This is a genomic window from Butyrivibrio fibrisolvens (genome assembly GCF_037113525.1).
Lineage (GTDB): Bacteria > Bacillota > Clostridia > Lachnospirales > Lachnospiraceae > Butyrivibrio > Butyrivibrio fibrisolvens.
Genome location: NZ_CP146964.1, coordinates 125085 through 146609 on the forward strand (window position 1 = coordinate 125085; position 21525 = coordinate 146609).

Consider the following 21525-nt stretch of genomic DNA (forward strand, 5'->3'; position numbering starts at 1 on the left):
TATCACATAAAAAACACACATAATGCAAAGGTAACTGCATATGTGTGCATTAAGTCCTGCAATAGTGCACTAGGAGATTCAATTATCAGGGAGTAGTCCATGATATTTAACTATTCGCAAAACGCAGCTTTAACGAAAAGTTAAAGTATTAGCTTATTTAACTACTAATATTCTATTTTAAACGCAACAATCCTACAGTAAACGCAACAAAAAGAACTACTGTTGCATTTACTGTAGGATTTCTTTTATTCTTATGATAAATATGTATTTCGGATGATGGTCCTTGGTGTTCATATGATGATCTAGATTATATGAAAGGCAGGTGAAGAAAATGTCTCATATGACATTAGATGACCGTGTATCCATCCAAGAAGGTCTTGATAATAATCTTTCTCCCAGTGCAATTTCCAAAAAAATAGGCAAAGCTCGTTCTACAGTTATTCGGGAAATAACTAAACGTAGAGCTTACAAAGGCAAGCGTTACCCAGGTGCAAAGCCACCCTGTGTACGAAAAAAAGACTGCGTAGTGTTTGGCTTATGCAATAACAAGCGATGTAGCAGCCCCTGCAGAAATTGTCATGCATGCAAAGATATATGTCCTGAATATTTTCCAAATGAGTGTGAAAGGCTTAGCAAATCACCGCATGTATGTAATGGATGCATTAAAGCTCCTTCTTGTAACTATGACAGATATTATTACTATGCTTCATATGCCCATAATTCGTATCAGGACATACTGATAAGCACTAGGGAAGGAATTAATCAGGATCCCGAGTCTCTCCAGTTATTGGATGATATTATCTCCCCTCTCATAAGAAAAGGCCAGTCTCTTTCTCATATATTTGCCAATCACGCTGATGAAATTGGCTGCAGCCGAAGTACTGTTTACAGATATTTAAATGATTCCGTACTTACGGCAAGAAATATTGATTTGCCTAGACGAGTCAAATATAAGGCGCGTAAGACTTCAAATGGTAATAAGCTGACCAAAGAAGAAAAGCTTATGGTTTTATCTAGAAGCTATGAACGCTTCAAGAAATATATGGAACAGAACCCTGATACGGAGGTTGTTGAAATGGATACCGTTGTTGGGCCAATATCTACCAGCAAAGTATTACTTACTCTCCTGTTCAGATCATGCAATCTCATGCTTGTTTTCCTTTTGAAGCAAAAGACTCAGAAGGAGGTTATCTATGCATTAAACTGGCTTTGTGATGAACTAGGAATAGAGTTATTTAAACAGTTATTCCCTGTCATACTAACGGATCGTGGAACGGAATTCTTAAATCCTGAAGCAATTGAATGCGACCGATATGGGGAAATCAAAACAAAGCTGTTCTATTGTGATCCACAATGTGCCTGGCAGAAAGGTGCACTGGAAAAGAACCACGAATTCATAAGGTATATCGTTCCTAAAGGCACTTCCTTTGATGATTTGACTCAGGCCGATATCACTCTGATAACCAATCACATAAATAGCCTCGCACGTGATAAATATCATGGAAAAACGCCGTATCAGTTATCAAAAGTATTAATTGACAACAGGCTCCATGAAATCATGAAGCTTGTTGAAATAAAGCCGGATGAAGTTTTTCTCAAGCCTGCGCTCATCAAAAGACAGCGTAGATAGTTCATCCGTATCCATCTATTAGTTCCAGCTAATAAATGGACTCTTTTGATTATCATATGTCACGTCTCATTCGAAATGCAACAAATAATAATACTAGATTGATGTGTTGCATTTAGTGTGAGAATTTAGATGCCAGACATCTTTTTGTGATGTCTATAATTGAGAATAATCGATGATATAAATAAAAACAACGAGAACCAATATCCGATAAACACTGGTTTTCGTTGCTTTTAGTATAAGAATCATTTATATCAGAATTTGTTGCGTTGACCTTGAAATTTTAGCTAGCTTATTTAACTTTGATATGAATCTGGATATGTCCTTCCTCATCTGTTCCGCCGATACTTCCGACAAGCTCCATATTTTCAAGAACCTTAAGAGCTTCACTGTCTGTAAGGATCTTAGGAGTTGTTACAAAGTCTCCACCTTTATTAACGCCATTATTCTCTATGAAGATTCTGCAATCCTTACCTTCGAAGTCTTTTCCCTGAAGTATATATCTTGCAGATAAAGATCTGAAGTCGCTTCCGACATCCTGCTTTTGTGTATCAACGCCGCCATTAAGGATATCACCATTAAAAATATCACAGTGACAATAGCCGTTAAAAAGAATCATGCAGGCATCGCCGCTGTGCCCCTTAACTTCATTAAATTCTGTGAGAATTACGTCGATTGTGAGAATTTCTGTGCCCGACTGAGCATTTTCAAGTAAATTAGTCAATGATTTTCCCCCATTATGTATGACTTCTTGAATGTAAATTACAGAAACGCGCATTTACTGCGTGTTTCGTGATTCAATGAATCGGTTGGCAATAGAGCCTTCGACGAAGTCGAACTCCATTGGCTCTATTGCTGCATTTTTGAATCTATGATTCAAAAATGTATGACTTTTTGTCACTTCGTTCCAAAAGTCATGTAATACAGACATTATATATTTGTGCAAAGAACAGTGTCAACTTTAGTTCCAATCTGGATTTGAACGATTTAAATAATTGCTTTAAACTTCTTTTTTAGTATATAATTCAATTCGGATTTACTGCATAAGAAAAATATCTCAATAGAATAATTGATATTTTTTAAGTAAATTTTTACCTCAAATCTAATATTTTAAGGTTTTAACGAATTTTTGCACAAAATTATCATAATACAGTATATAATAGTAGTGTGTAATATTAAATAGTGGCTGACTATGTCTAAATTTAATAGGCTTTTTGTTCGATAATCACTAGAAGAAGGCTATATGGCAATGTAGTTCAAACATTTTAATAATAAGGAGATTTATATGAGTATTCGTGGCATCTATACGTCGGTAAACGATATTCGTAAGCGTGTGTTTGCGGAAGTCGCTAAGCTGTCCTACAACTATAAGGATGGCGATCTTTCAGAGATGGAAATGATTCCATACCGTATCATTCCTGGCGAGGAATCCAAGTACAGAGAAAGTGTCTTTCTTGAAAGAGCTATTGTTAAAGAGAGAATGCGTCTTGCCATGGGCTTATCTCTTAGAAGCGCTGCTGAGCATGCACCTGTATCCACAGGAGCTGAAGAATGCGTTAAGCCTGAGAAGTATTATCAGCCACCTCTTATCAACATCATTAAATTCGCTTGTAACAAATGCCCTGACAACGTAGTTACCGTAAGTAACCAGTGTCAGGCTTGTCTCGCACATCCATGTCATGAGGTTTGTCCTCGTGATGCTATCAAATTTGATCACGGTAAATCTGTTATCGATCAGGAAAAATGTATTAAGTGCGGCAGATGTATAGAAGTTTGCCCTTATAATGCTATCATCCGTGTAGAAAGACCTTGTGCTAAGGCTTGCGGCGTTAAGGCCATTAAATCTGATGATCTTGGACGAGCAGAGATCGATTATGATAAGTGCGTAAGCTGCGGAATGTGCCTTGCAAACTGTCCATTTGGTGCTATCGCAGATAAAGCTCAGATATTCCAGGTAATTCAGGCTATTAAGAGCGATACTCCTGTATACGCAGCTATTGCTCCTGCTATCGTAGGCCAGTTTGGACCTGACCTTACTCTTGATAAAATGCGCTATGCATTCAGGGCTCTGGGATTTACAGATGCTGTAGAAGTTGCTATAGGTGCTGACCTTTGTACACTTCAGGAAGCTGATGACTTTATAAAAGAAGTTCCTGAAAAGCTTCCATTCATGGGAACATCCTGCTGTCCTGCATGGTCAGTAATGGCTAAGAAGGAATTCCCGGAACAGGCAAAATGCATATCCATGGCACTTACACCTATGGTTCTTACAGGAAGACTTCTCAAACAGCAGCATCCTGACTGCAAAGTTGCTTTTATCGGACCTTGCGCAGCTAAAAAGCTTGAAGCAAGTAGAAAGTCAGTTCGAAGCGATGTAGACTTTGTTCTTACTTTCGAGGAAGTTATGGGTATGTTCGAGGCTAAAGGCGTTAACTTTGCTGAATTCGAGACTCATAATACAATGCATGGCGGATCCGGAGACGGTAGAGCCTTTGCCATCAGCGGCGGCGTAGCAAATGCCGTAGCAAATGTTATTAAAGAAAGATATCCTGATAGAGACGTTAAGGTTGAAAAAGCTGAAGGTCTTGATAACTGTAAGAAGATGCTTGCTCTTGCTAAAGCAGGCAAATACGACGGCTACCTTCTTGAAGGTATGGCTTGTCCGGGCGGCTGTATAGGCGGTGCCGGAACCGTAATGCCTATTGCCAAGTCCAAAGCTGCTATTCTTCAGAATCAGAAACAGTCTAGTAAGGCTCACTCTTATGAGAGTACATATGAGGAGTGGTTGGAAGAGCTGGCTGAAAGGGATTAAATTTCAGAAATATATATATAAGGAATCTGAAGTAGCTTCGGGTAAGTAATGAATTAAAATGATACAATAGCTTTACGTTACATCGAATAAAAATAATAAAAATTCGCCGGAAATGAACATGTTCACTTCCGGCGAATTTTCATAATATCTTAGATTGATTATCTTAGCTGGATGAAGATGAAGACGATGATGCAGAAGCTGCGGATGCCCTGTCTTTGATCATATGCTGAAGTGTAACAAGGATCGCAACTATGATCTTCTCATACTCTGTTTTGTATATATCTACGCAGTACTTATCATGTATAGAAAGCATTTTTTGTGAAATAACAGCTACTACTTCCCCATTTCCATCATAGATCTCGAAATTAAGTCCAAGGATATTGCCTCTAAGCTGCCATCCAAGGCCTTCAATGTTAGTGATGTCCTTGATTATATGGAATATCTCGTTTGAAAGCTCGAAGTAGGTCCCATCTTCCATGGTTATGTAATGTCTTTCATGGAGTGAGAAGATTTTTTTCTCAACATGAGCAATCCTTCTATCAGCAGAATCAAATATATCTGTCTTATCATGTAGTGAAAAGAACTTGCTCTGGGCACGATACACTACATTCTCCATATTGTCAGTGATATCGATCTTGTGATGAAGCGTGAAAACTTTTGTGCTTGTGAATAATGACTTGGCAGGGGTTCCGAAGTTTGCAACATTGTTGACGTTGGCTTCCTGCCCTGCATCGCGATAACGATGAACCTTAGAAAAAACTCCCATCTAAATACCTCCCATTTACTAATAAAAACTGAATCAAGCGAAACAAAGAACTAAATTTCTATCAGGCTTAAGATAAGTATATTTGCAATTTCTCTTTGTGTAGTTCACAATAATTATGAAGATTTGCAAATATCTTATCTTAGAATTCACCTATAGATTTAAGCGACTTTGAATCTTTAGCAAAAAAATATACTCAAAAAATCTTTATTACAGTATAAATATGATTATTGTTTTCAGCAATATTGAAAAGGAATAAATATACATGAAAATCAGTCTTTTGAACGATTCTTTTCCACCTGTAATTGATGGTGTAGCTAATGTAGTCATGAATTATGCAAGTATCCTCCACGAAATGGAGGGTAATAGCGTTATGGTCGCGACTCCCAAGTACCCAAACACTAACTACTATCAGTATCCGTATCTTGTAATTCCGTATCAGAGCTTTGATACAACCGAGATAATCAAAGGATACAGAGCGGGTAATCCTTTTGCCATAAGGGAATTCCAGGATATGAAGGATTATAATCCTGATATCATCCACTCTCACTGCCCTGTATCTTCTACTGTTCTTGCAAGGCTTCTTCGCCGCGAAACAGGGGCTCCTATTGTTTTTACATATCATACTAAATTTGATGTAGATATAGCGCGTGCTGTAAAAGCTGAACTTGTTCAGAAAGAAGCTATAAACGTCCTTGTTAAGAATATCGAAGCCTGTGATGATGTTTGGGTAGTAAGTAAGGGCGCCGGAGAAAACCTTAAGTCTCTTGGCTACGAAGGCGAATACCGCGTTATGAACAACGGTGTTGATTTTGCCAAAGGAAGAGCTTCTGAAGCCGAGATAGTTGAGGCAACCAAGGACTATGATATTCCGGACAACGTTCCTGTATTTATCTACGTTGGAAGGATCATCAAATACAAGGGGCTTCCTATAATCCTTGATGCCTGCGAGCTTCTTGATAAGGCAGGAATGGACTTCAGAATGGTATTTGTTGGAAGCGGACCAGATGCTGATGAACTAAAAGAAAGAGCTAAGAACCTTGGGAAAAAAGTCATTTTCACAGGTCCTATATATGATAGAAATGTACTTAAAGCGTGGAACACAAGGGCAGACCTTTTCCTGTTCCCGTCTGTTTATGATACTAACGGTCTTGTCGTAAGAGAGGCTGCAGCCTGCGGCCTTGCGAGCGTTCTGATAAAAGACTCCTGTGCTTCAGAAGGCGTAACTGACGGACGAAATGGTTATATCATTGAAGAAAACGCTCAGTCTATGGCAGACCTTATCCAAAGAGTCTGCAAGGACATGGATGCTGTCCATGATGTGGGTCAGCATGCAATGGATGAGATATACATATCCTGGGAAGACAGTGTACATATGGCTTACGAGCGTTACGGAGAAGTTCTGGAACTAAAGGCTGCCGGCAAGCTTGAAGATCACAGAAAGCTTACTGCAAGACTTGAAGATTACTATTCTCTTCTTGAACCATACAAGGATGCCCTGACGCGTTTCCCTTTTGATATTCAGGATGATATTAAGGACTTTTCCCACGGACTTTATCACGGGGTTAAGAACTTTTCAATAAACTCAACCAACAAGGTTAATGATGCTATTGAAAAGTTTTACAATTCATATGACAAGTTTATTTCTGAATTAGATATTGGATCTAAGGATTGGCACTAAATCCATAAAGACTGCTTTCTATTTCGAGGCTATAAGAATATATATGAGGTAGGTGTCAAAAGTTCCTTTTGACACCTTATGACTAACGGATTGTTCCGTTTCTTCGAAACTCTCACAATCCTAAAACATTCGCAAATCCGCACTACGTGCTACTTTGCTCATGTTTTGCGGGTCATAAATTCATATTCGATTTCGAGCAAGCTCGAATCGAAATGACTTTTGACCCTTACGTCATATATATTAGTAGTCGAATTTTATTTATTTCTGATAATAAACCTGATCTAAATAATATGGGGGACGAAAATCATTTTGGAAAATAATAATACAAATGATATAGTCAAAAACAACATAATCAAAGACTTCAGAAGCATGTCCTTCTACCAGATATGGATTAGGAGCTTTGCTGACGGCAATGGTGATGGCATTGGCGATCTTCTTGGCGTTTACAATAAGCTTGACTATCTTAAGTCTCTTGGAGTAGACGGAATCTGGTTTTCACCGCTCTACCCCTCTCCTAATGCTGACTTTGGTTATGATATATCAGACTATTACAACATTCATCCTGATTATGGCGATCTCGACCTTTTCCGTAAGGTCTTAAAGGGTGCTCATGACAGGGGACTTAAGGTTTTGATGGACCTTGTTGTAAATCACACTTCTGATGAACATAACTGGTTTCTTGAAAGTAAAAAGAGCCGTGACAATAAGTACAGCGACTACTACATCTGGAAGGATCCCAAGATCGTAAAGGGCGAAAAACGCCCGCCTAATAACTGGGATTCACTTTTTGAAGGCAAAGCCTGGGAATATGTACCGGAGAGAGACCAATACTATTTACATATTTTTGCAAGAAAACAGCCAGACCTTAACATGGACAATCCCGTAGTCAGAGAAGAAGTTAAGAAGATCATGCGATTCTGGCTTGATATGGGCGTTGACGGCTTTAGAGAGGACGTTATCACCTTCATATCAAAGCATCCTGACCTTCCTGACGGATATCCATTTATTCCTGTTGCCAACGGTATGCCTTTTTATAAGGACGGGCCAAGGATTCAGGAATATCTCAGGGAATTCAGGGATGTCTGCCTTGAATATGGTGCGCTTCAGATAGGCGAAGCACCGATGACTACAGTTGAAACTGCTCTTTCGTATATCACGGGCAAAGAGCGAACACTTGATATGATGTTCCACTTTGACCATATGATGGCGGATTGTTTTCTGACAGAGTATATACACAGGGATTTTAACCTTGTAAAGCTTAAGAGCGCCTTTAGTAAGTGGCAGACAAGGCTTCTGGGTAAAGGCTGGAATGCTCTTTATCTTGAAAATCATGACCATCCGCGTATCATTAGCCGTTATGGCAATGAAAAAAAATACTGGAGAGAAAGCGGAACTGCCCTTGCGGCGAGCTATATATTCCAGCAGGGCACACCTTTTATCTATCAGGGCCAGGAAATCGGCATGACCAACATAAGCCTTAGCTCCATAGATAAATACATTGACGTATCATCTCACAACAATTACAAGAATTTCCATACTAACGAGCCTGAAAGAAAGCGTCTTAAAAGGATTCAGATGTCGAGCCGCGACTCTTCCAGAACTCCTATGCAGTGGACTCCTGAAAAATATGCAGGCTTCTCTACTAATAAGCCATGGTTTTATATAAATCATAACTATAAGACTGTTAACGTAGAGACTGAAGACAAGGATCCGGACAGCATCCTGAACTTCTACAGGAAGTGTCTTTCTTTGAGAAAAGAGCATGAAGGGCTTATTTATGGCAGATATCGTGAGTATTTCCATTTGAGCAAGAAGCTGTATGTGTATGGAAGACGATGGAAAGATGAACGTTATCTTATCGTGATCTCTTTTTCTGATAATAATGAAAAGTTAAAGGTTCCGAAAGGATATGATCTTAATGAAGCCGAGCTACTTCTATCCAATTACAATGATACTGATAGTATAGATTTATATTCAGATTTACGCCCCTATGAAGTTAGGCTTTTCAAATCTATAAAAGAAGGTTTAACGCATTTAAAAGTTCCTCACTTGCAGAACAATTCTAAAGAGTGAGGTTAGATAATAACAGATGTATTTAAAATGCAAAGGTTATATTTAATATGCGAAGGTTGTATTAAATAGATGCTTAGTAAATAACAAAAGAAACAGGATATCATCGATCGTTTGATTATCGTGATACCCTGTTTTTTATTACCTTGTTTTAGGATACAGGTCTAAAATATGTCTTTAGCCCCCGATTTTAATCGTTTTATACCGAATCCTTATTTTATTGCAAATAATTCTTGGACTTATTTCACTGCAAAATTTGTAGGAACTGCGCTGCTATCGCCACTTGCAATAAAATCTATAGTAATGCTACTGCCTGATGCAAGGTCTGCATTCCAGCTTGGAGCTGTTACTGTAACTGTAGTACCGCTTTGACCTGACAACTGGGCATTCCAGAGATTATCAATACTATTAGCATAGTCAAATGTCAAAGTCCAGTTAGAAAGTGTCTTACCGGAATTATTTTCGATAACGATCTGACAGTGGAAAGAACCACCCCAGTTATCTACAACAGTATATGTTGCTGTTACACCTGTAGGAAGTGATGTCTGTGAAGGTGTCTCAGAAGGTGTATTTTCAGGCTCTTGCGTCTGGCCGCCTGTCTGATTACCGGTTTCTTCTTTAGGCTGTTCGGATGGCTGATCAGAAGGCTGATCATTATTGCCGCTAACAGGCTCAAATGTCCACTGCTGGTTGGTTTTACCATTATAAGACCACTGGCATACGTTAGTTCCGTCCTTAGTGCCATGTTCGTATACATCTACAACCTTAGTCTTGTTACTTGACTTGGTTCCAATGATATATACGCCGTCGGTAGATGTAGTCATTACTGCAAACTGCTGTGCATCACCGCCCCATGCAGTGTAGATCTGGAGGTTTGCACCGTCTACGTCTTCTCCGTTAGCTACGTCAAGCATAAAATTGCCAAGCTTGTTGGTAAGAGTGATATAACCATCACCTGTGTTAGTTACATACCACTTCTGTCCATCTACGCCGGAACCTGTTCCGATCTCAACGTTCTGTACAGCTTTTCCTGTATTTCCTGTAACTTGAAGGTACTTCTGTGCATTTACGTTCTTGATATAGTACCAGCCATCCTGGATTGTAGCTACGCTTCCAGTATTGACAGGCTTATCTGTAGTTGTTCCCTGTGAAGGATCCTGTGTTGCAGTACCATTTCCAAACTGCCAGCTGCTAATAACGATATCATCTGACATTGTGAAAAATACATTTTTTACACCGCTAATCTTATCGAAGCTGCATGTAACATCTGTAAATGTAAGGTTATCACCTGTTGCCGGAATTGTGAGATATCCAAGGACCTTACCATCAGGCTTATCCTGAGTCATGCGGATAACACCGCCATTCTTAGAAGCAACGCTTAAACTAACGCTTGTTGCACCACTTCCAAAATTAAGTCCTGATACACCACTCCAGTCGCCTCTGCTATAAGCTGCGATTGCATCACCTGTTCCGTATACATTTACGCCAGCCTGCCATGCAAATGTAGCTCCGCTTGTCTTTGTAAACGCATCAAGGTTCTTTACCTGACTTACACCTGTTAATGTACCCTTGGCATTATTTATTTTGCCATTGGAAAAAGAAATTGTATCAACGTGAGTTGTACGATAACCCTTCTGGCTTCCGAACATCTGCTTATTAAGCCATTCTGCATGGTAAAAGATATAGCTCTGACCATTTAATGTAACGATAGAATGGTGGTTATTACCTGTTGTACCAAAGAAATCTCCAGGGTTATTAAGGCATGTTCCCTTATATGTGAAAGGTCCCATAGGGCTACTGCTGGTCATATATGCGATCCTTGCATTACCGTAAGGGCCGCCGTTCCAGTTAGTACAATAAGTGTAGTAATAGGTATTTCCTACCTTATTGATACCAGAGTCCTCAAAAGACCAAGGTGCATCAATAGTTACAGGATTGCCTGCAAGGCTTGTCATATCACTTCCAAGCTTTACAACTCTGTGAGTCTGAGGGTTAGATGATTTTCCACTTGGAACACCGCCTCCAAAGTATAAGTATCCTGTTCCGTCGTCATCTACCAAAACAGCCGGATCAAAAAGCCATTCTACATTACTGCAGTTTGGTGTACTTCTTGTGATAAGGGCTTTTCCTATAGGGTCTTTCCATGGACCTGTAGGGCTGTCTGCTGTAAGAACGCCTATACCACCGCCGCTGTTTGCAAAATATAAAAAGAATTTTTCCTGACCATTGATCTTTTTATGACATGCACAGGGTGCCCATGAATTAGTAGCCCATGAAGCAGCACCGCCGCGTCCTGCTACGTCAATTGAACCATGATCTGTCCAGTTGACCATATCAGCTGATGACATAACATTGATATGTGTGATCTGACCGTAGGTATTTTCTGCTGGATTCTGCAGATTCTGATCTCCGTCGTTAGTACAATAAACGTAAACTCTTCCGTTGTACTCCATTGCACCGGGATCTGCGCTGAATTTCTGTGTGACACAAGGATTGTGATTAGACAGGTCTTTATAACCTTTAGTCAAGGTTATTCCCTGAAAGGCTGCAGCTTCTCCAGCTGCATACGATTTTACTCCCCACGCACCTGCTCCGGGAGCAAGTAACAGTGTTGCTGTCGTAATTATACTGAGTATTGGCAGCAATAGTTTTTTGTGCTTCATTATTTTAACCTCATGTCGCGAGTGAAACGAGTGACTAATGGTTGAAGTGGTGGAGCTCGCGACACCACTTTGTGAAGTTTGAAATTTTTTCAAACTTCTTCCTCCTAAAATAATGACCCCTAAAAAAATAAACAGATTAACCTCCTCTCCTTTTATTTACCCCATATATCAAGCAGATGTAAAAACTCTGGCATCTGCTAAATATAGCTAAAACTTATTTTTATTCATAAGTATTAATTTATAACAAAAAAATCTCAAAGCCAGTTGTACACTGCCTTTGAGATTGATTCTAACGGTGGTAGCAATTATTTTCCTCATCAATTATTGCTATTTTCATCTTTATAATTGCTATATATGAGTAAAACTATTGATTTTATTGTAATAATATACAAATATCGTTTGATATTTTTGTAGCTTCGCGATAGTAAAACCATTATTCTATCTTCTGATATTTCCAGATATCTAGAAGCTACTCACTTTTCACTCGTAAATATATAAAGGTACCAGGAATATTTATGCTAATTCTTCAACCTGTTTTTTAATATAATCCCAATCACTACAGCGGTGGAAATTGGTATTCGGGAGTTCTGCATTCTTATTCCATGGGCGATTGAAAACCATGACTTTGAGGTCCGGCAGATGATCAAAGAATTTGAAAGCCAGTGGTGAATCTTCTATGGCAACATCAAATTTCATCTTGTAATAATCCTCAAGTTCAAGCGTAAACTCACTATTCTTGATAAAACTGTCCCGTCCGTATTTGTTAAGGCAAAAGAGCTTTACACGTTCAAGACCATGTTCATCAAGCCACTTGCGGGATGGTTCATAAACACTGGATGGGCGTCCGGTTATAATGGATACATTATGGCCCTCATCCAGCCATTCATTAACTGTTTTAGAAGCTCCCGGAGTCTCTTCATAGGTCATGAGTACCTCGGGGAGGTGAGCTTCTATCATGAGCTTTTCGTACTCGTCTTCTGAAAGGTCGAAGGACTTCTGAAGATTAAAGAACTGGATATTCTCATATGGAACTTCTTTATTAAAGAGATCTCCTGCAAGCTTCGAAAGAGCTCTTGCAGTCTCACATAAACAATCGTCAAAATCAATATAGATATTCAAATAAAACGCCTCCTGAAAATTTCCAAAATATAGCACCATTGATTTTACCATTAAGACGGGAGGTTGTGAAGGATTCCGGAGGGAGGCAGTTTATAAATGATTTTGGTGTCTTTGAAAAATATATTAAATTCAAGAGCTTGATAGATGGAGATTTATATTCCCGCTTAGGGGCCGTATGTTTGAGCGAAGCGAGTTTCGGACCCCTGGGAATATAAATCTCCAGATATCATGCCTTGAATTTTATATATTTTTCATGACACCAAAATCATTTATAAACTGCCTCCCTCCGGAATCATCAAAGTTACTGTTTTTAATGTGTAAAATGCAAATTATATGCTTGGGGAACAAAAAAGGTACCTTTCTGATAAATGTTCTCAGAAAGGTACCTTTAACCAACTAGATACTTAAATAACCCTGCTATCGGAGTTTTTATCGTCTTTCTTTCCGGAATCGCTGTCTGTAGCGGATAGATACTTTCTAAGTGGAAGCCAGATAGCGAAGGCAAGGGCGCTTCCGATGAGGGCGGTGATGAGTTGGACGGTTGAGAATTGTGCCTGAAGTGCCGGAAGCATTTTTTCCTGCATGGGCTGTGGAAGGAAAGTGGGAAGGAGCCATAGGGAGATGGTGAGGCCCATGACAGCTGCTTTTACTACGCTTCCTACGATCATGCCCATACAAAGGCGAATGTCCTTATTAATACTATTATTTATCTTTTTATATAATAACCATACAAATACTACTAGTATGGCGTTGCCAAGCATTACCATTGGGATCATTGCAGGAACGGCTGACATAACGGGGCTTCCTGTGATAATGAAGGCTGTTATCGGGGTGATGATGCTAAGGATGATTCCGCATGCAAGTCCTGCAGTAAGAACTGCGATGATGAGGCATGCATTGATTATGGGACCTGTAATAAATACACTGAGATTTTTGAAGAACTGGCTCACGATACAAATTGCGAGCAAAATACCTGTTACTGCGATTTGCTTTGTTGTGATTTTCATATCTCTCCCTCTTTTCTATATTCTTGTCATAGCTTAATTATACATCACTAAATTAAAGATTCAATGTCACGTTATAACGTTCACTAAAAAAGCTCATAAAAAACAGTCTTGTAATACTTGACAAATCACCGATAAGGTCACATAATAAAGCGTCAAATTAATAGATGAAATTTTTTTGCACGAAGAGCCGACAAAGGCGTCTGGTATCTTTTATAGGATACCCGTCACCTTTTTTATACCGGTTCTTTTTTGTTTTATAGGAGAAGGAGACTTTTATGGCGACAAAATATGTATTTGTAACAGGCGGCGTAGTTTCAGGACTTGGAAAAGGAATAACAGCAGCATCTCTGGGAAGACTCTTAAAAGCCAGAGGTTATAAGGTAACAATGCAGAAATTCGACCCATATCTTAATATCGACCCAGGTACAATGAACCCGATCCAGCACGGAGAGGTGTTTGTAACAGATGACGGTACAGAAACTGACCTGGATCTTGGACACTATGAACGTTTCATCGATGAAAGTCTCGACAAGAATTCCAACGTAACAAGTGGTAAGGTTTACTGGTCAATTCTTCAGAAGGAGCGTCGCGGCGACTTCGGAGGACACACAGTTCAGGTAATTCCTCATGTTACTAATGAGATCAAGAGCCGCTTTTACCGCAACGATACTGACGAAGATATGCATATCGCCATTATCGAAGTGGGCGGAACTGTTGGTGATATTGAATCTCAGCCATTCCTTGAGGCTATTCGTCAGTTCCAGCACGAGGTAGGCCCTCAGAACTCCATGATCATTCTTGTATCACTCCTGCCCTACCTTAGATGTTCACAGGAGCTTAAAACAAAGCCCACTCAGGCAGCTGTTAAGACTATGCAGGGAATGGGTCTTCAGCCAGACGTTATTGTTGCAAGATCCGAAGTTGATTTTGATGACGAATTAAAGGATAAGATCGCACTTTTCTGCAATATTCCTGCAGACAACGTTCTTAAAAACCTTGACCTTAAATATCTCTACGAGGCTCCTCTTGCTATGGAAAAAGAGCACCTTGCCCAGGTAGCATGTAAGTGCCTTGGCCTTGAATGTCCTGAACCGGATCTCACAGACTGGAATGAGATGGTCAATACTCTTTATTCATTAAATCATACAGTAAGTATTGCTCTTGTTGGCAAGTATACACAGCTTCATGATGCTTATATCAGCGTAGTTGAAGCTCTTAAGCATGGCGGAATCTCCAATAAGGCTGAAGTTAATATTAAATGGGTAGATTCTGAGACAATCAATGATGAAAATGTAGCCAAGGCTCTTTCAGATGTTGATGGTATCCTTGTTCCCGGAGGTTTTGGCGACAGGGGTATCGATGGAATGGTATGCGCTATCAGGTATGCTAGAGAAAATAATGTTCCATTCCTTGGCCTTTGCCTTGGTATGCAGCTTTCCATCGTTGAATTTGCAAGAAACGTTGCAGGAATCCATGATGCAGACTCAATTGAGTTTAATGCAGGCACTCAGCATCCTGTTATTGCATTCCTTCCTGACCACGACGCAGATGATGAACTTGGCGGAACTCTTCGTCTTGGTTCATATCCATGTACATTAAAAGAAGGCTCTCTTGCACACAGACTCTATGGTTCATGTGATATTGCAGAGCGCCATCGTCACAGATATGAAGTAAATAACTCATTCAGAGAAGCTTTTGTAAATGCTGGTCTTTGCATATGCGGAACATCACCTGATAACAGGATCGTAGAGATGATCGAGAATCCTTCATGTGACTTCTTCATCGCAACTCAGGCTCATCCTGAACTCAAATCAAGACCTAACAGACCACATCCTCTCTTTGCGGGCCTCGTAGAAGCAGCTCTTAAGCACGAAGAGAGCAAAAACTAATTAGTTGAACGTAGGATTCAAAAATCACTTTAAACAATTATATACCAAAAATAAGAATCAAAATCTTTATAACAGGAGGCCATATGTACACACTTAATGAGAACTATTTAAAACTTCCGGGAAGCTATCTGTTTTCAGGAATCGCAAAGAAAGTCGCAGCTTATCAAAAAGCTCATCCGGATGCTGATATCATTCGTCTTGGTATTGGTGATGTAACACAGCCCCTGTGCAAAGCTGTTATAGACGAGCTTCACAAGGCCGTTGACGAGATGGCAAGTGCTGATACCTTCAAGGGATACGCACCAGACCTTGGTTATGAATTCCTTCGTCATGCTATGGCTGAAAACGACTACAGAAATAACGGCTGCGATATCGCTGATGATGAGATCTTCATCTCCGATGGTGCAAAGTCAGATTCTGCCAACATCCAGGAGATCTTCGGCCAGGACGTAAAGCTTGCTGTATGCGACCCTGTATATCCTGTATATGTTGATTCCAACGTTATGGCAGGAAGATGCGGTGATTATGATGAAAAGACAGGCATGTGGAGTAACGTAATCTATATGCCATGTACAGCTGAGAACGGCTTCGCTCCGGAGCTTCCTACAGAAACACCTGACCTTATCTATCTGTGTTTCCCTAACAATCCAACAGGTGAAGTTATCACAAGAGATGAGCTTCAGAAATGGGTTGATTATGCTAATAAGGTTGGCGCTATCATCATCTATGATGCAGCATATGAAGCTTATATCACAGATCCTTCAATCCCTCACAGCATCTATGAGTGTAAGGGTGCAAGAACCTGCGCTATAGAGCTTAGATCTTTTTCCAAGAATGCGGGATTTACAGGTCTTAGACTTGGCGCAACTATCATTCCTCACGACATCGTAGTAGCTAAAACTGCTATAGGAAAAGAAAACGTCGAGCTTCACAGCCTCTGGGCAAGAAGACACGGCACCAAGTATAACGGTGCTCCTTACATCGTACAGCGCGCAGGTCTTGCATGCTACTCAGAAGAAGGCAAGGCTCAGATCAAGGAGCAGGTTGCTACATACATGAAGAATGCCAAGTACATCAAGAATGGTCTTAAGGAAGCCGGTTACACCGTATACGGCGGCGAGAACTCACCTTATGTATGGCTTAAGACTCCTGACAACATGACAAGCTGGGAATTCTTCGATATGCTTCTTGAAAAGGCAAATGTTGTTGGTACTCCAGGTTCAGGCTTTGGTCCAAGCGGCGAGCACTACTTCAGACTTACTGCTTTCGGAAGCTATGAAAACAGCGTAAGGGCTATTGAAAGAATCAAAAATATGTAATCACCATAATGGGATATAATTATTTTTTGATTCCAAATATATATTAGTATAATCAGTTCAAAACATAATAAACCCCCTAAGATGGCTGCTCGTGTAATAAAACGGAGTCACTTAGGAGGTTTTTAATGTCTGATTATCTTTTTCTAATCTATAGATAAAGGGATAATGCTTTATGTTAAATTGTAAATGAATTACGAATTTCCTTGAGTTCGTTAGAATTATCCTTGGTTTCAGCAACTACAGTTACTACGCCTTCAGAAAGCTGTGCCACATCTGTAGTCTTCTCTGCTACAGTCGTAACAGCCGTTGCAGCTTCTCCGATCGTCTTTGAGATATCAGCAACAGAAGTGCTTATATCATTAGTTGCTTCCTGAAGTTCTCCGATCTGATCATAAATTGAACTGAGAGCATCCGAGAAACCCTTTGCATCTGCTTCATACTGTTCACTCATGTCAAGGAACTTATCATAATCTGCAGCAACATCATTACTTACATAATCAAGTGTTCGCTGGAGACATTTGCTCATTTCGTTAACTGCATCCTGTACTTCTGCAACTATCTGCATGATGTCGTTTACAGTCTCTGAAGACTGGTTTGCAAGGGATCCTATTTCAGTAGCAACTACAGCAAATCCCTTACCTGCATCACCGGCACGTGCAGCTTCGATTGAAGCATTAAGAGCAAGGAGATTGGTCTGACTAGAAATATCCTGGATAGCTCCTGCAAGGGTATTGACTTTTTCAACAGCTTTCGATTTTTCAAGAGCTTCTTTACCCTGAGCATCAATCTCATCATAAATAGTCTTGGTTTTCTGTGATGCTGCAATTGTTTCCTGATGAATTCCTGCAGCTTTTTCACTGATCTCTTTAGCCATATCAGCTGAATTAAGTGCAGAATCAGCAATCTCATCAGCTTTTTCTTTTATTGAATTAGTATTATTACTTATAAGATCCGTTGATGCTGATGTCTCCTGCATTGATGCTGCAAGTTCTTCTGAAGTTGCTGAGTTATCTGCATTGGCAGAATCAATCTTGAATGTTATATCTGAAAGAGTTTCTGCATGTTCGGCAAGATTATCTGATGTAGCACTTATCCTTCCAACCAGATCACGAAGATTTTGCTCCATTTCTCCGATGGCTACGGCCATAATACCTGTTTCATCTTTGTTTTTTTCCATCTTTTCAAGGTCGCCACTCTTTGTGAAGTTTAGATCACCAACCTGCTTAATGATACCTGTAAGACGTCTTATAGGTCTTGTGATTCCTGCAGCTGCCAGGATACTGAATCCGAGAAGTATAAGGCCAAGCAGTACTGAAAGCATTATACTTGCGTTTCTTACTGTATTGATCTCAGCCATTATTTCAGTTTCGTTGGCAACAATGACTGCGACCCATTTAGTTGAAGATATTACCTGATAAGAGCCATATTTGGTAACGCCATTTTCATCGACATAATGGAACACACCATTTTCTTCATAATTACCTGTAGGAATCGCTTTTAAAATAGCTGCAACATTGTCATTAAAAACAGTCGTTCCAAGCTTATCCTCTTTTTTGTGATAAAGAAATGTTCCTTCTCCATCTACTACATAAACATAACTGGAGGAAATACCATTAAGACCTTTTCCATCAAGTCTGGTTTTCAGGATCTCATAATCTGTGTTCTCCTCTCCATTTTCTTCGACCAGATCATCAACAAGTTGAGAAGACAGGGTTACTATATCCTGCATGTTATTTTCTGTTACTTTTTGAATTGCACTTCTGGACTGTGGAATAATATAAACTATGTTTAAAAGAAGAAATAGTAATACGCATCCAATGATCAGCATAATGATCTTGGCGTAAATAGAAAAAATATTTATAGATCTTTTTTTCATGCAGATACCTCCAAATAGTGGTTATCACGTTTTACGAATTTATATCGGCATATTATTATTATTAATTAACTCTTTTATACTCCCCATATAAAGAAATATGATAGAATATAGAGAATTACAGTATTTTTTCAACTGGTTTTAATTGCACGATAGTACTAATATATTCATAGATCGATGTCTATGTATGGAGGGATCATTAATATGAAAAAAAGAAATAATATATTAAAGGTATTAATTATTTCGATATCAGCGTTGGCTTTATCCGCCTGCACGTCTCCAAAGACTAATACTAATGCCCTTCCTGATACGGTTACACCTGCAGAAAATGTATCCGGAGTAAACGGATCAAGTGATGATACTAATTCATCAAATGAAGGATCTGCTTCCGCAGGTGAAACATCTGCTGATGATGCTTCGCCCAGTGATAATACTACAGATGTTTCTACAAATGATGAAGCAGATGCCAGCGCCAGTGCAGCAACTTCTACTACTGTCTACAGAGATCCTATTAGTCCGCAAGAGCCTGTTAAAGATGGATATCTTAATCTTGTTTTCCTTGGGGATGAACAGTTTCTGACTGGAGCAAGTGAAGGAAATACGATTCCGGATCTCATGGCTAACAGATTCGATTATGTTGAAGTATATAATCTTGCGATAAAAGACACTATGGGAGCTATTCCACGCTCACAGACTTCGACTGATCTATCTGCCTACACAGAACCAGGCTTTACAGCCATGGCTCATGTCCTTGCAGGGGATATCAAGATTTCATCATTTGGCGATAAGGTAAGTCAAAGTGCTATTGATGCCTGCAGCAAGGTCAATGTTAAAACTGTAGACTATTATGTAATAGGTTATGGCTACCATGATTATTACAACGGCGTTGAAGCAAAAAATGAGAGCAATCCTGAAGATGAACACAGCCTGTATGGAGCTATTGTCACAGGAATAAAGATATTACAGGAAGTATCACCTAATGCACAGTTTATAATATGCAGTCCATACTATTGCAGATTCTTTGATGACGAAGGTAATGATATAGGTGATGCATTTTCTGTAACAAAGGGACTTACAACACTCGCTGTATATGCTAATGAAACAATGCTTGCAGCAGAAGGAAGTACAAATGCACTAAAGCTTCCTGCTATCAGCGGAACACTTTTTGACCTGAACGGTCATACTTATAGTCAGTACCTTGAATCAGATTGCCTTACCATGAATATTAAAGGTAGACGCATCTACAGCGACGCACTGGCGCGGGTTATAAAATATCATTTGGGATTTATTGGCGAAGAAGAAGCAAATAAGACTATTACTATCGCAGATTATAATTAATGTCTGCTCAGAAATAGTGAAGTAATATCTGTAACGTATTACTAATACCAGAATTATAATCATTAACTACATTAAAATGCTAATAGCTTCATAAAATGCAAATAAAAGCCGCGATAAAACTGGAAGTATGATATGTACCCAGTTTTATCGCGGCTATTTATTCTTTATTTAAATGAACATGTTCATTTAACTTCGATCTTCATAACGTCGTCATTTTTCTGCTCAAGTTCTTTTTTAGGAAGAATAATGGTAAGAACGCCGTTTTCATAAGCTGCATTTATATCCTCAGGCTTCATGTTATCGCCAACAGTAAAGCTTCTGTGATAGGACATCTCTCTGCGTTCCTTGCGGACATATTTACCTTTAGAATTCTTCTCATCCTTATTCTCTTTGTGATTAGCACTGATAGTAAGGACGCCGCCTTTAAGGTCGATACCGATATCCTTCTTATCGAATCCGGGAAGATCAGCCTCAAGCTTATAATCGTTGTCTTCTTCGATAACATCGGTCTTCATGGTATCGAACTCCATAAGGTCATTACCAAAGAACCTGTCAGTTGCGTGATCCCACATATCGAAAGGATCCATTATCTCATCAAGATCATTTTTCCATAACATAGGCATCAACATAATAAACACTTCCCTTCTATATTTACAGCTATTAGCTGTAATCATAAATCCCGAGTCATTTAAACTCGTATATATTTGTGCGGTGTAAAAAGATTATGCAATAGCAATTCTCTTGGTCTCAGGCTCTACCGGCTGTTTCTTTGGAATAGTTACTGTCAGAACGCCGTTTTCATAAGCTGCTGAGATATCTTCTGCTGTTACATTTTCAACTCTGAATGTTCTTTCAAATGAGCTCTTTACTCTTTCTCTTCTGATGTACTTGGGTTCTGGCTTCTTGTCATCAGCTTCTTTATTCTCAGCATCCTTGTGGCTGGCTGTGATTGTCAGGATGTCTTCCTTGAGAGAGATGTTGATATCACTCTTTTCAAATCCCGGAAGATCTGTGATCAGCTGGTAGTCATTTTCTTCTTCGATCACGTCTGTTCTCATGTTACTGGTGGATTCAAGACCTGTTCCCCAGAAGTTTGTGAACATGTCGTCCATAAGATCGAATGCATCGTTATAATATCTGTTACCACAATTTTGATTTCTTCTACCTGTTCTCATCATAATAGTCATCTCCTTACTATTTATTTTTATTTATCATTTCGAGGAATGTAACTTTCATCTCCTTGTGACTATGTTATAGCACAGATAGAACAGCAATCCAATTAACTAGGAATTATATAATTCTAAAGAATTTATGTTCTATTTGGTATATAACAGTTTATAATTTGGGAAAAGAGTACCAGTAGG

15 protein-coding genes are annotated in these 21525 nt (G+C 39.4%); 7 read left to right on the forward strand and 8 right to left on the reverse strand.

The annotated features are described in order from the left end of the window. Nucleotides 1-340 precede the first annotated feature (340 nt). Nucleotides 341-1630, forward strand: coding sequence for an IS30 family transposase (locus WAA20_RS20400; protein ID WP_139263702.1), 1290 nt, complete (start codon nt 341-343; stop codon nt 1628-1630). A gap of 289 nt (nt 1631-1919) precedes the next feature. Here the strand turns inward: WAA20_RS20400 and WAA20_RS20405 are convergent, their stop codons facing one another. After that, a complete protein-coding gene (locus WAA20_RS20405) occupies nt 1920-2351 on the reverse strand; it encodes a DUF3237 family protein (RefSeq protein ID WP_073386944.1) in 432 nt (143 codons plus the stop codon). A 567-nt stretch (nt 2352-2918) separates the two neighbouring features. Here WAA20_RS20405 and WAA20_RS20410 point away from each other — a divergent pair. Then, complete coding sequence (locus WAA20_RS20410; RefSeq protein WP_073386953.1) at nt 2919-4439, forward strand: 4Fe-4S dicluster domain-containing protein; 1521 nt, start codon at nt 2919-2921, stop codon at nt 4437-4439. A 163-nt stretch (nt 4440-4602) separates the two neighbouring features. Here the strand turns inward: WAA20_RS20410 and WAA20_RS20415 are convergent, their stop codons facing one another. Continuing rightward, nucleotides 4603-5205 (reverse strand): LURP-one-related family protein, encoded by a 603-nt coding sequence (locus WAA20_RS20415; RefSeq protein WP_073386943.1) that lies wholly within the window; start codon nt 5203-5205, stop codon nt 4603-4605. Between the two features lie 262 nt (nt 5206-5467). On the opposite strand from WAA20_RS20415, the gene WAA20_RS20420 reads away from it, so the two are divergent. Together WAA20_RS20420 and WAA20_RS20425 are read left to right on the forward strand one after the other, a co-directional pair. Continuing rightward, nucleotides 5468-6883: a glycosyltransferase gene (locus WAA20_RS20420; protein ID WP_073386941.1), complete on the forward strand. Its 1416-nt coding sequence runs from the start codon at nt 5468-5470 to the stop codon at nt 6881-6883. A 309-nt stretch (nt 6884-7192) separates the two neighbouring features. Further along, nucleotides 7193-8956 carry an alpha-glucosidase gene (locus tag WAA20_RS20425; RefSeq protein ID WP_081373760.1) on the forward strand — a complete coding sequence of 588 codons (1764 nt, stop codon included), beginning with the start codon at nt 7193-7195 and terminating at the stop codon, nt 8954-8956. Nucleotides 8957-9192: 236 nt separating this feature from the next. Here WAA20_RS20425 and WAA20_RS20430 read toward each other — a convergent pair whose 3' ends face one another. From WAA20_RS20430 to WAA20_RS20440, 3 genes are all read right to left on the reverse strand, one after another. Continuing rightward, complete coding sequence (locus WAA20_RS20430; RefSeq protein ID WP_073386940.1) at nt 9193-11616, reverse strand: family 43 glycosylhydrolase; 2424 nt, start codon at nt 11614-11616, stop codon at nt 9193-9195. 513 nt (nt 11617-12129) lie between these two features. Then, nucleotides 12130-12735: a 2-dehydropantoate 2-reductase gene (locus WAA20_RS20435; protein ID WP_073386938.1), complete on the reverse strand. Its 606-nt coding sequence runs from the start codon at nt 12733-12735 to the stop codon at nt 12130-12132. Nucleotides 12736-13139: 404 nt separating this feature from the next. Further along, nucleotides 13140-13742, reverse strand: a complete 603-nt coding sequence (locus WAA20_RS20440) for an ECF transporter S component (protein WP_073386937.1) — start codon at nt 13740-13742, stop codon at nt 13140-13142. Between the two features lie 275 nt (nt 13743-14017). On the opposite strand from WAA20_RS20440, the gene WAA20_RS20445 reads away from it, so the two are divergent. Both WAA20_RS20445 and WAA20_RS20450 read left to right on the forward strand, forming a co-directional pair. Next, entirely contained in the window at nt 14018-15631 is a 1614-nt protein-coding gene (locus tag WAA20_RS20445; protein WP_073386935.1) for a CTP synthase, read from the forward strand. A gap of 83 nt (nt 15632-15714) precedes the next feature. Continuing rightward, nucleotides 15715-16950: an LL-diaminopimelate aminotransferase gene (locus tag WAA20_RS20450; protein WP_073386934.1), complete on the forward strand. Its 1236-nt coding sequence runs from the start codon at nt 15715-15717 to the stop codon at nt 16948-16950. Between the two features lie 175 nt (nt 16951-17125). Here WAA20_RS20450 and WAA20_RS20455 read toward each other — a convergent pair whose 3' ends face one another. Beyond that, nucleotides 17126-18826, reverse strand: a complete 1701-nt coding sequence (locus WAA20_RS20455) for a methyl-accepting chemotaxis protein (RefSeq protein WP_073386932.1) — start codon at nt 18824-18826, stop codon at nt 17126-17128. A 201-nt stretch (nt 18827-19027) separates the two neighbouring features. Between WAA20_RS20455 and WAA20_RS20460 the strand changes: the two genes are divergently transcribed. Next, nucleotides 19028-20161, forward strand: coding sequence for a hypothetical protein (locus WAA20_RS20460; protein WP_073386930.1), 1134 nt, complete (start codon nt 19028-19030; stop codon nt 20159-20161). A 182-nt stretch (nt 20162-20343) separates the two neighbouring features. On the opposite strand, the gene WAA20_RS20465 is transcribed toward WAA20_RS20460, so the two are convergent. Together WAA20_RS20465 and WAA20_RS20470 are read right to left on the reverse strand one after the other, a co-directional pair. After that, on the reverse strand, nt 20344-20778 hold the full coding sequence (locus tag WAA20_RS20465) for an Hsp20/alpha crystallin family protein (protein WP_338802800.1): 435 nt from the start codon (nt 20776-20778) through the stop codon (nt 20344-20346). 105 nt (nt 20779-20883) lie between these two features. Next, the gene (locus tag WAA20_RS20470; RefSeq protein ID WP_167562698.1) at nt 20884-21339 is read right to left on the reverse strand and encodes an Hsp20/alpha crystallin family protein; all 456 of its coding nucleotides are present in this window, start codon (nt 21337-21339) and stop codon (nt 20884-20886) included. Nucleotides 21340-21525 lie beyond the last annotated feature (186 nt).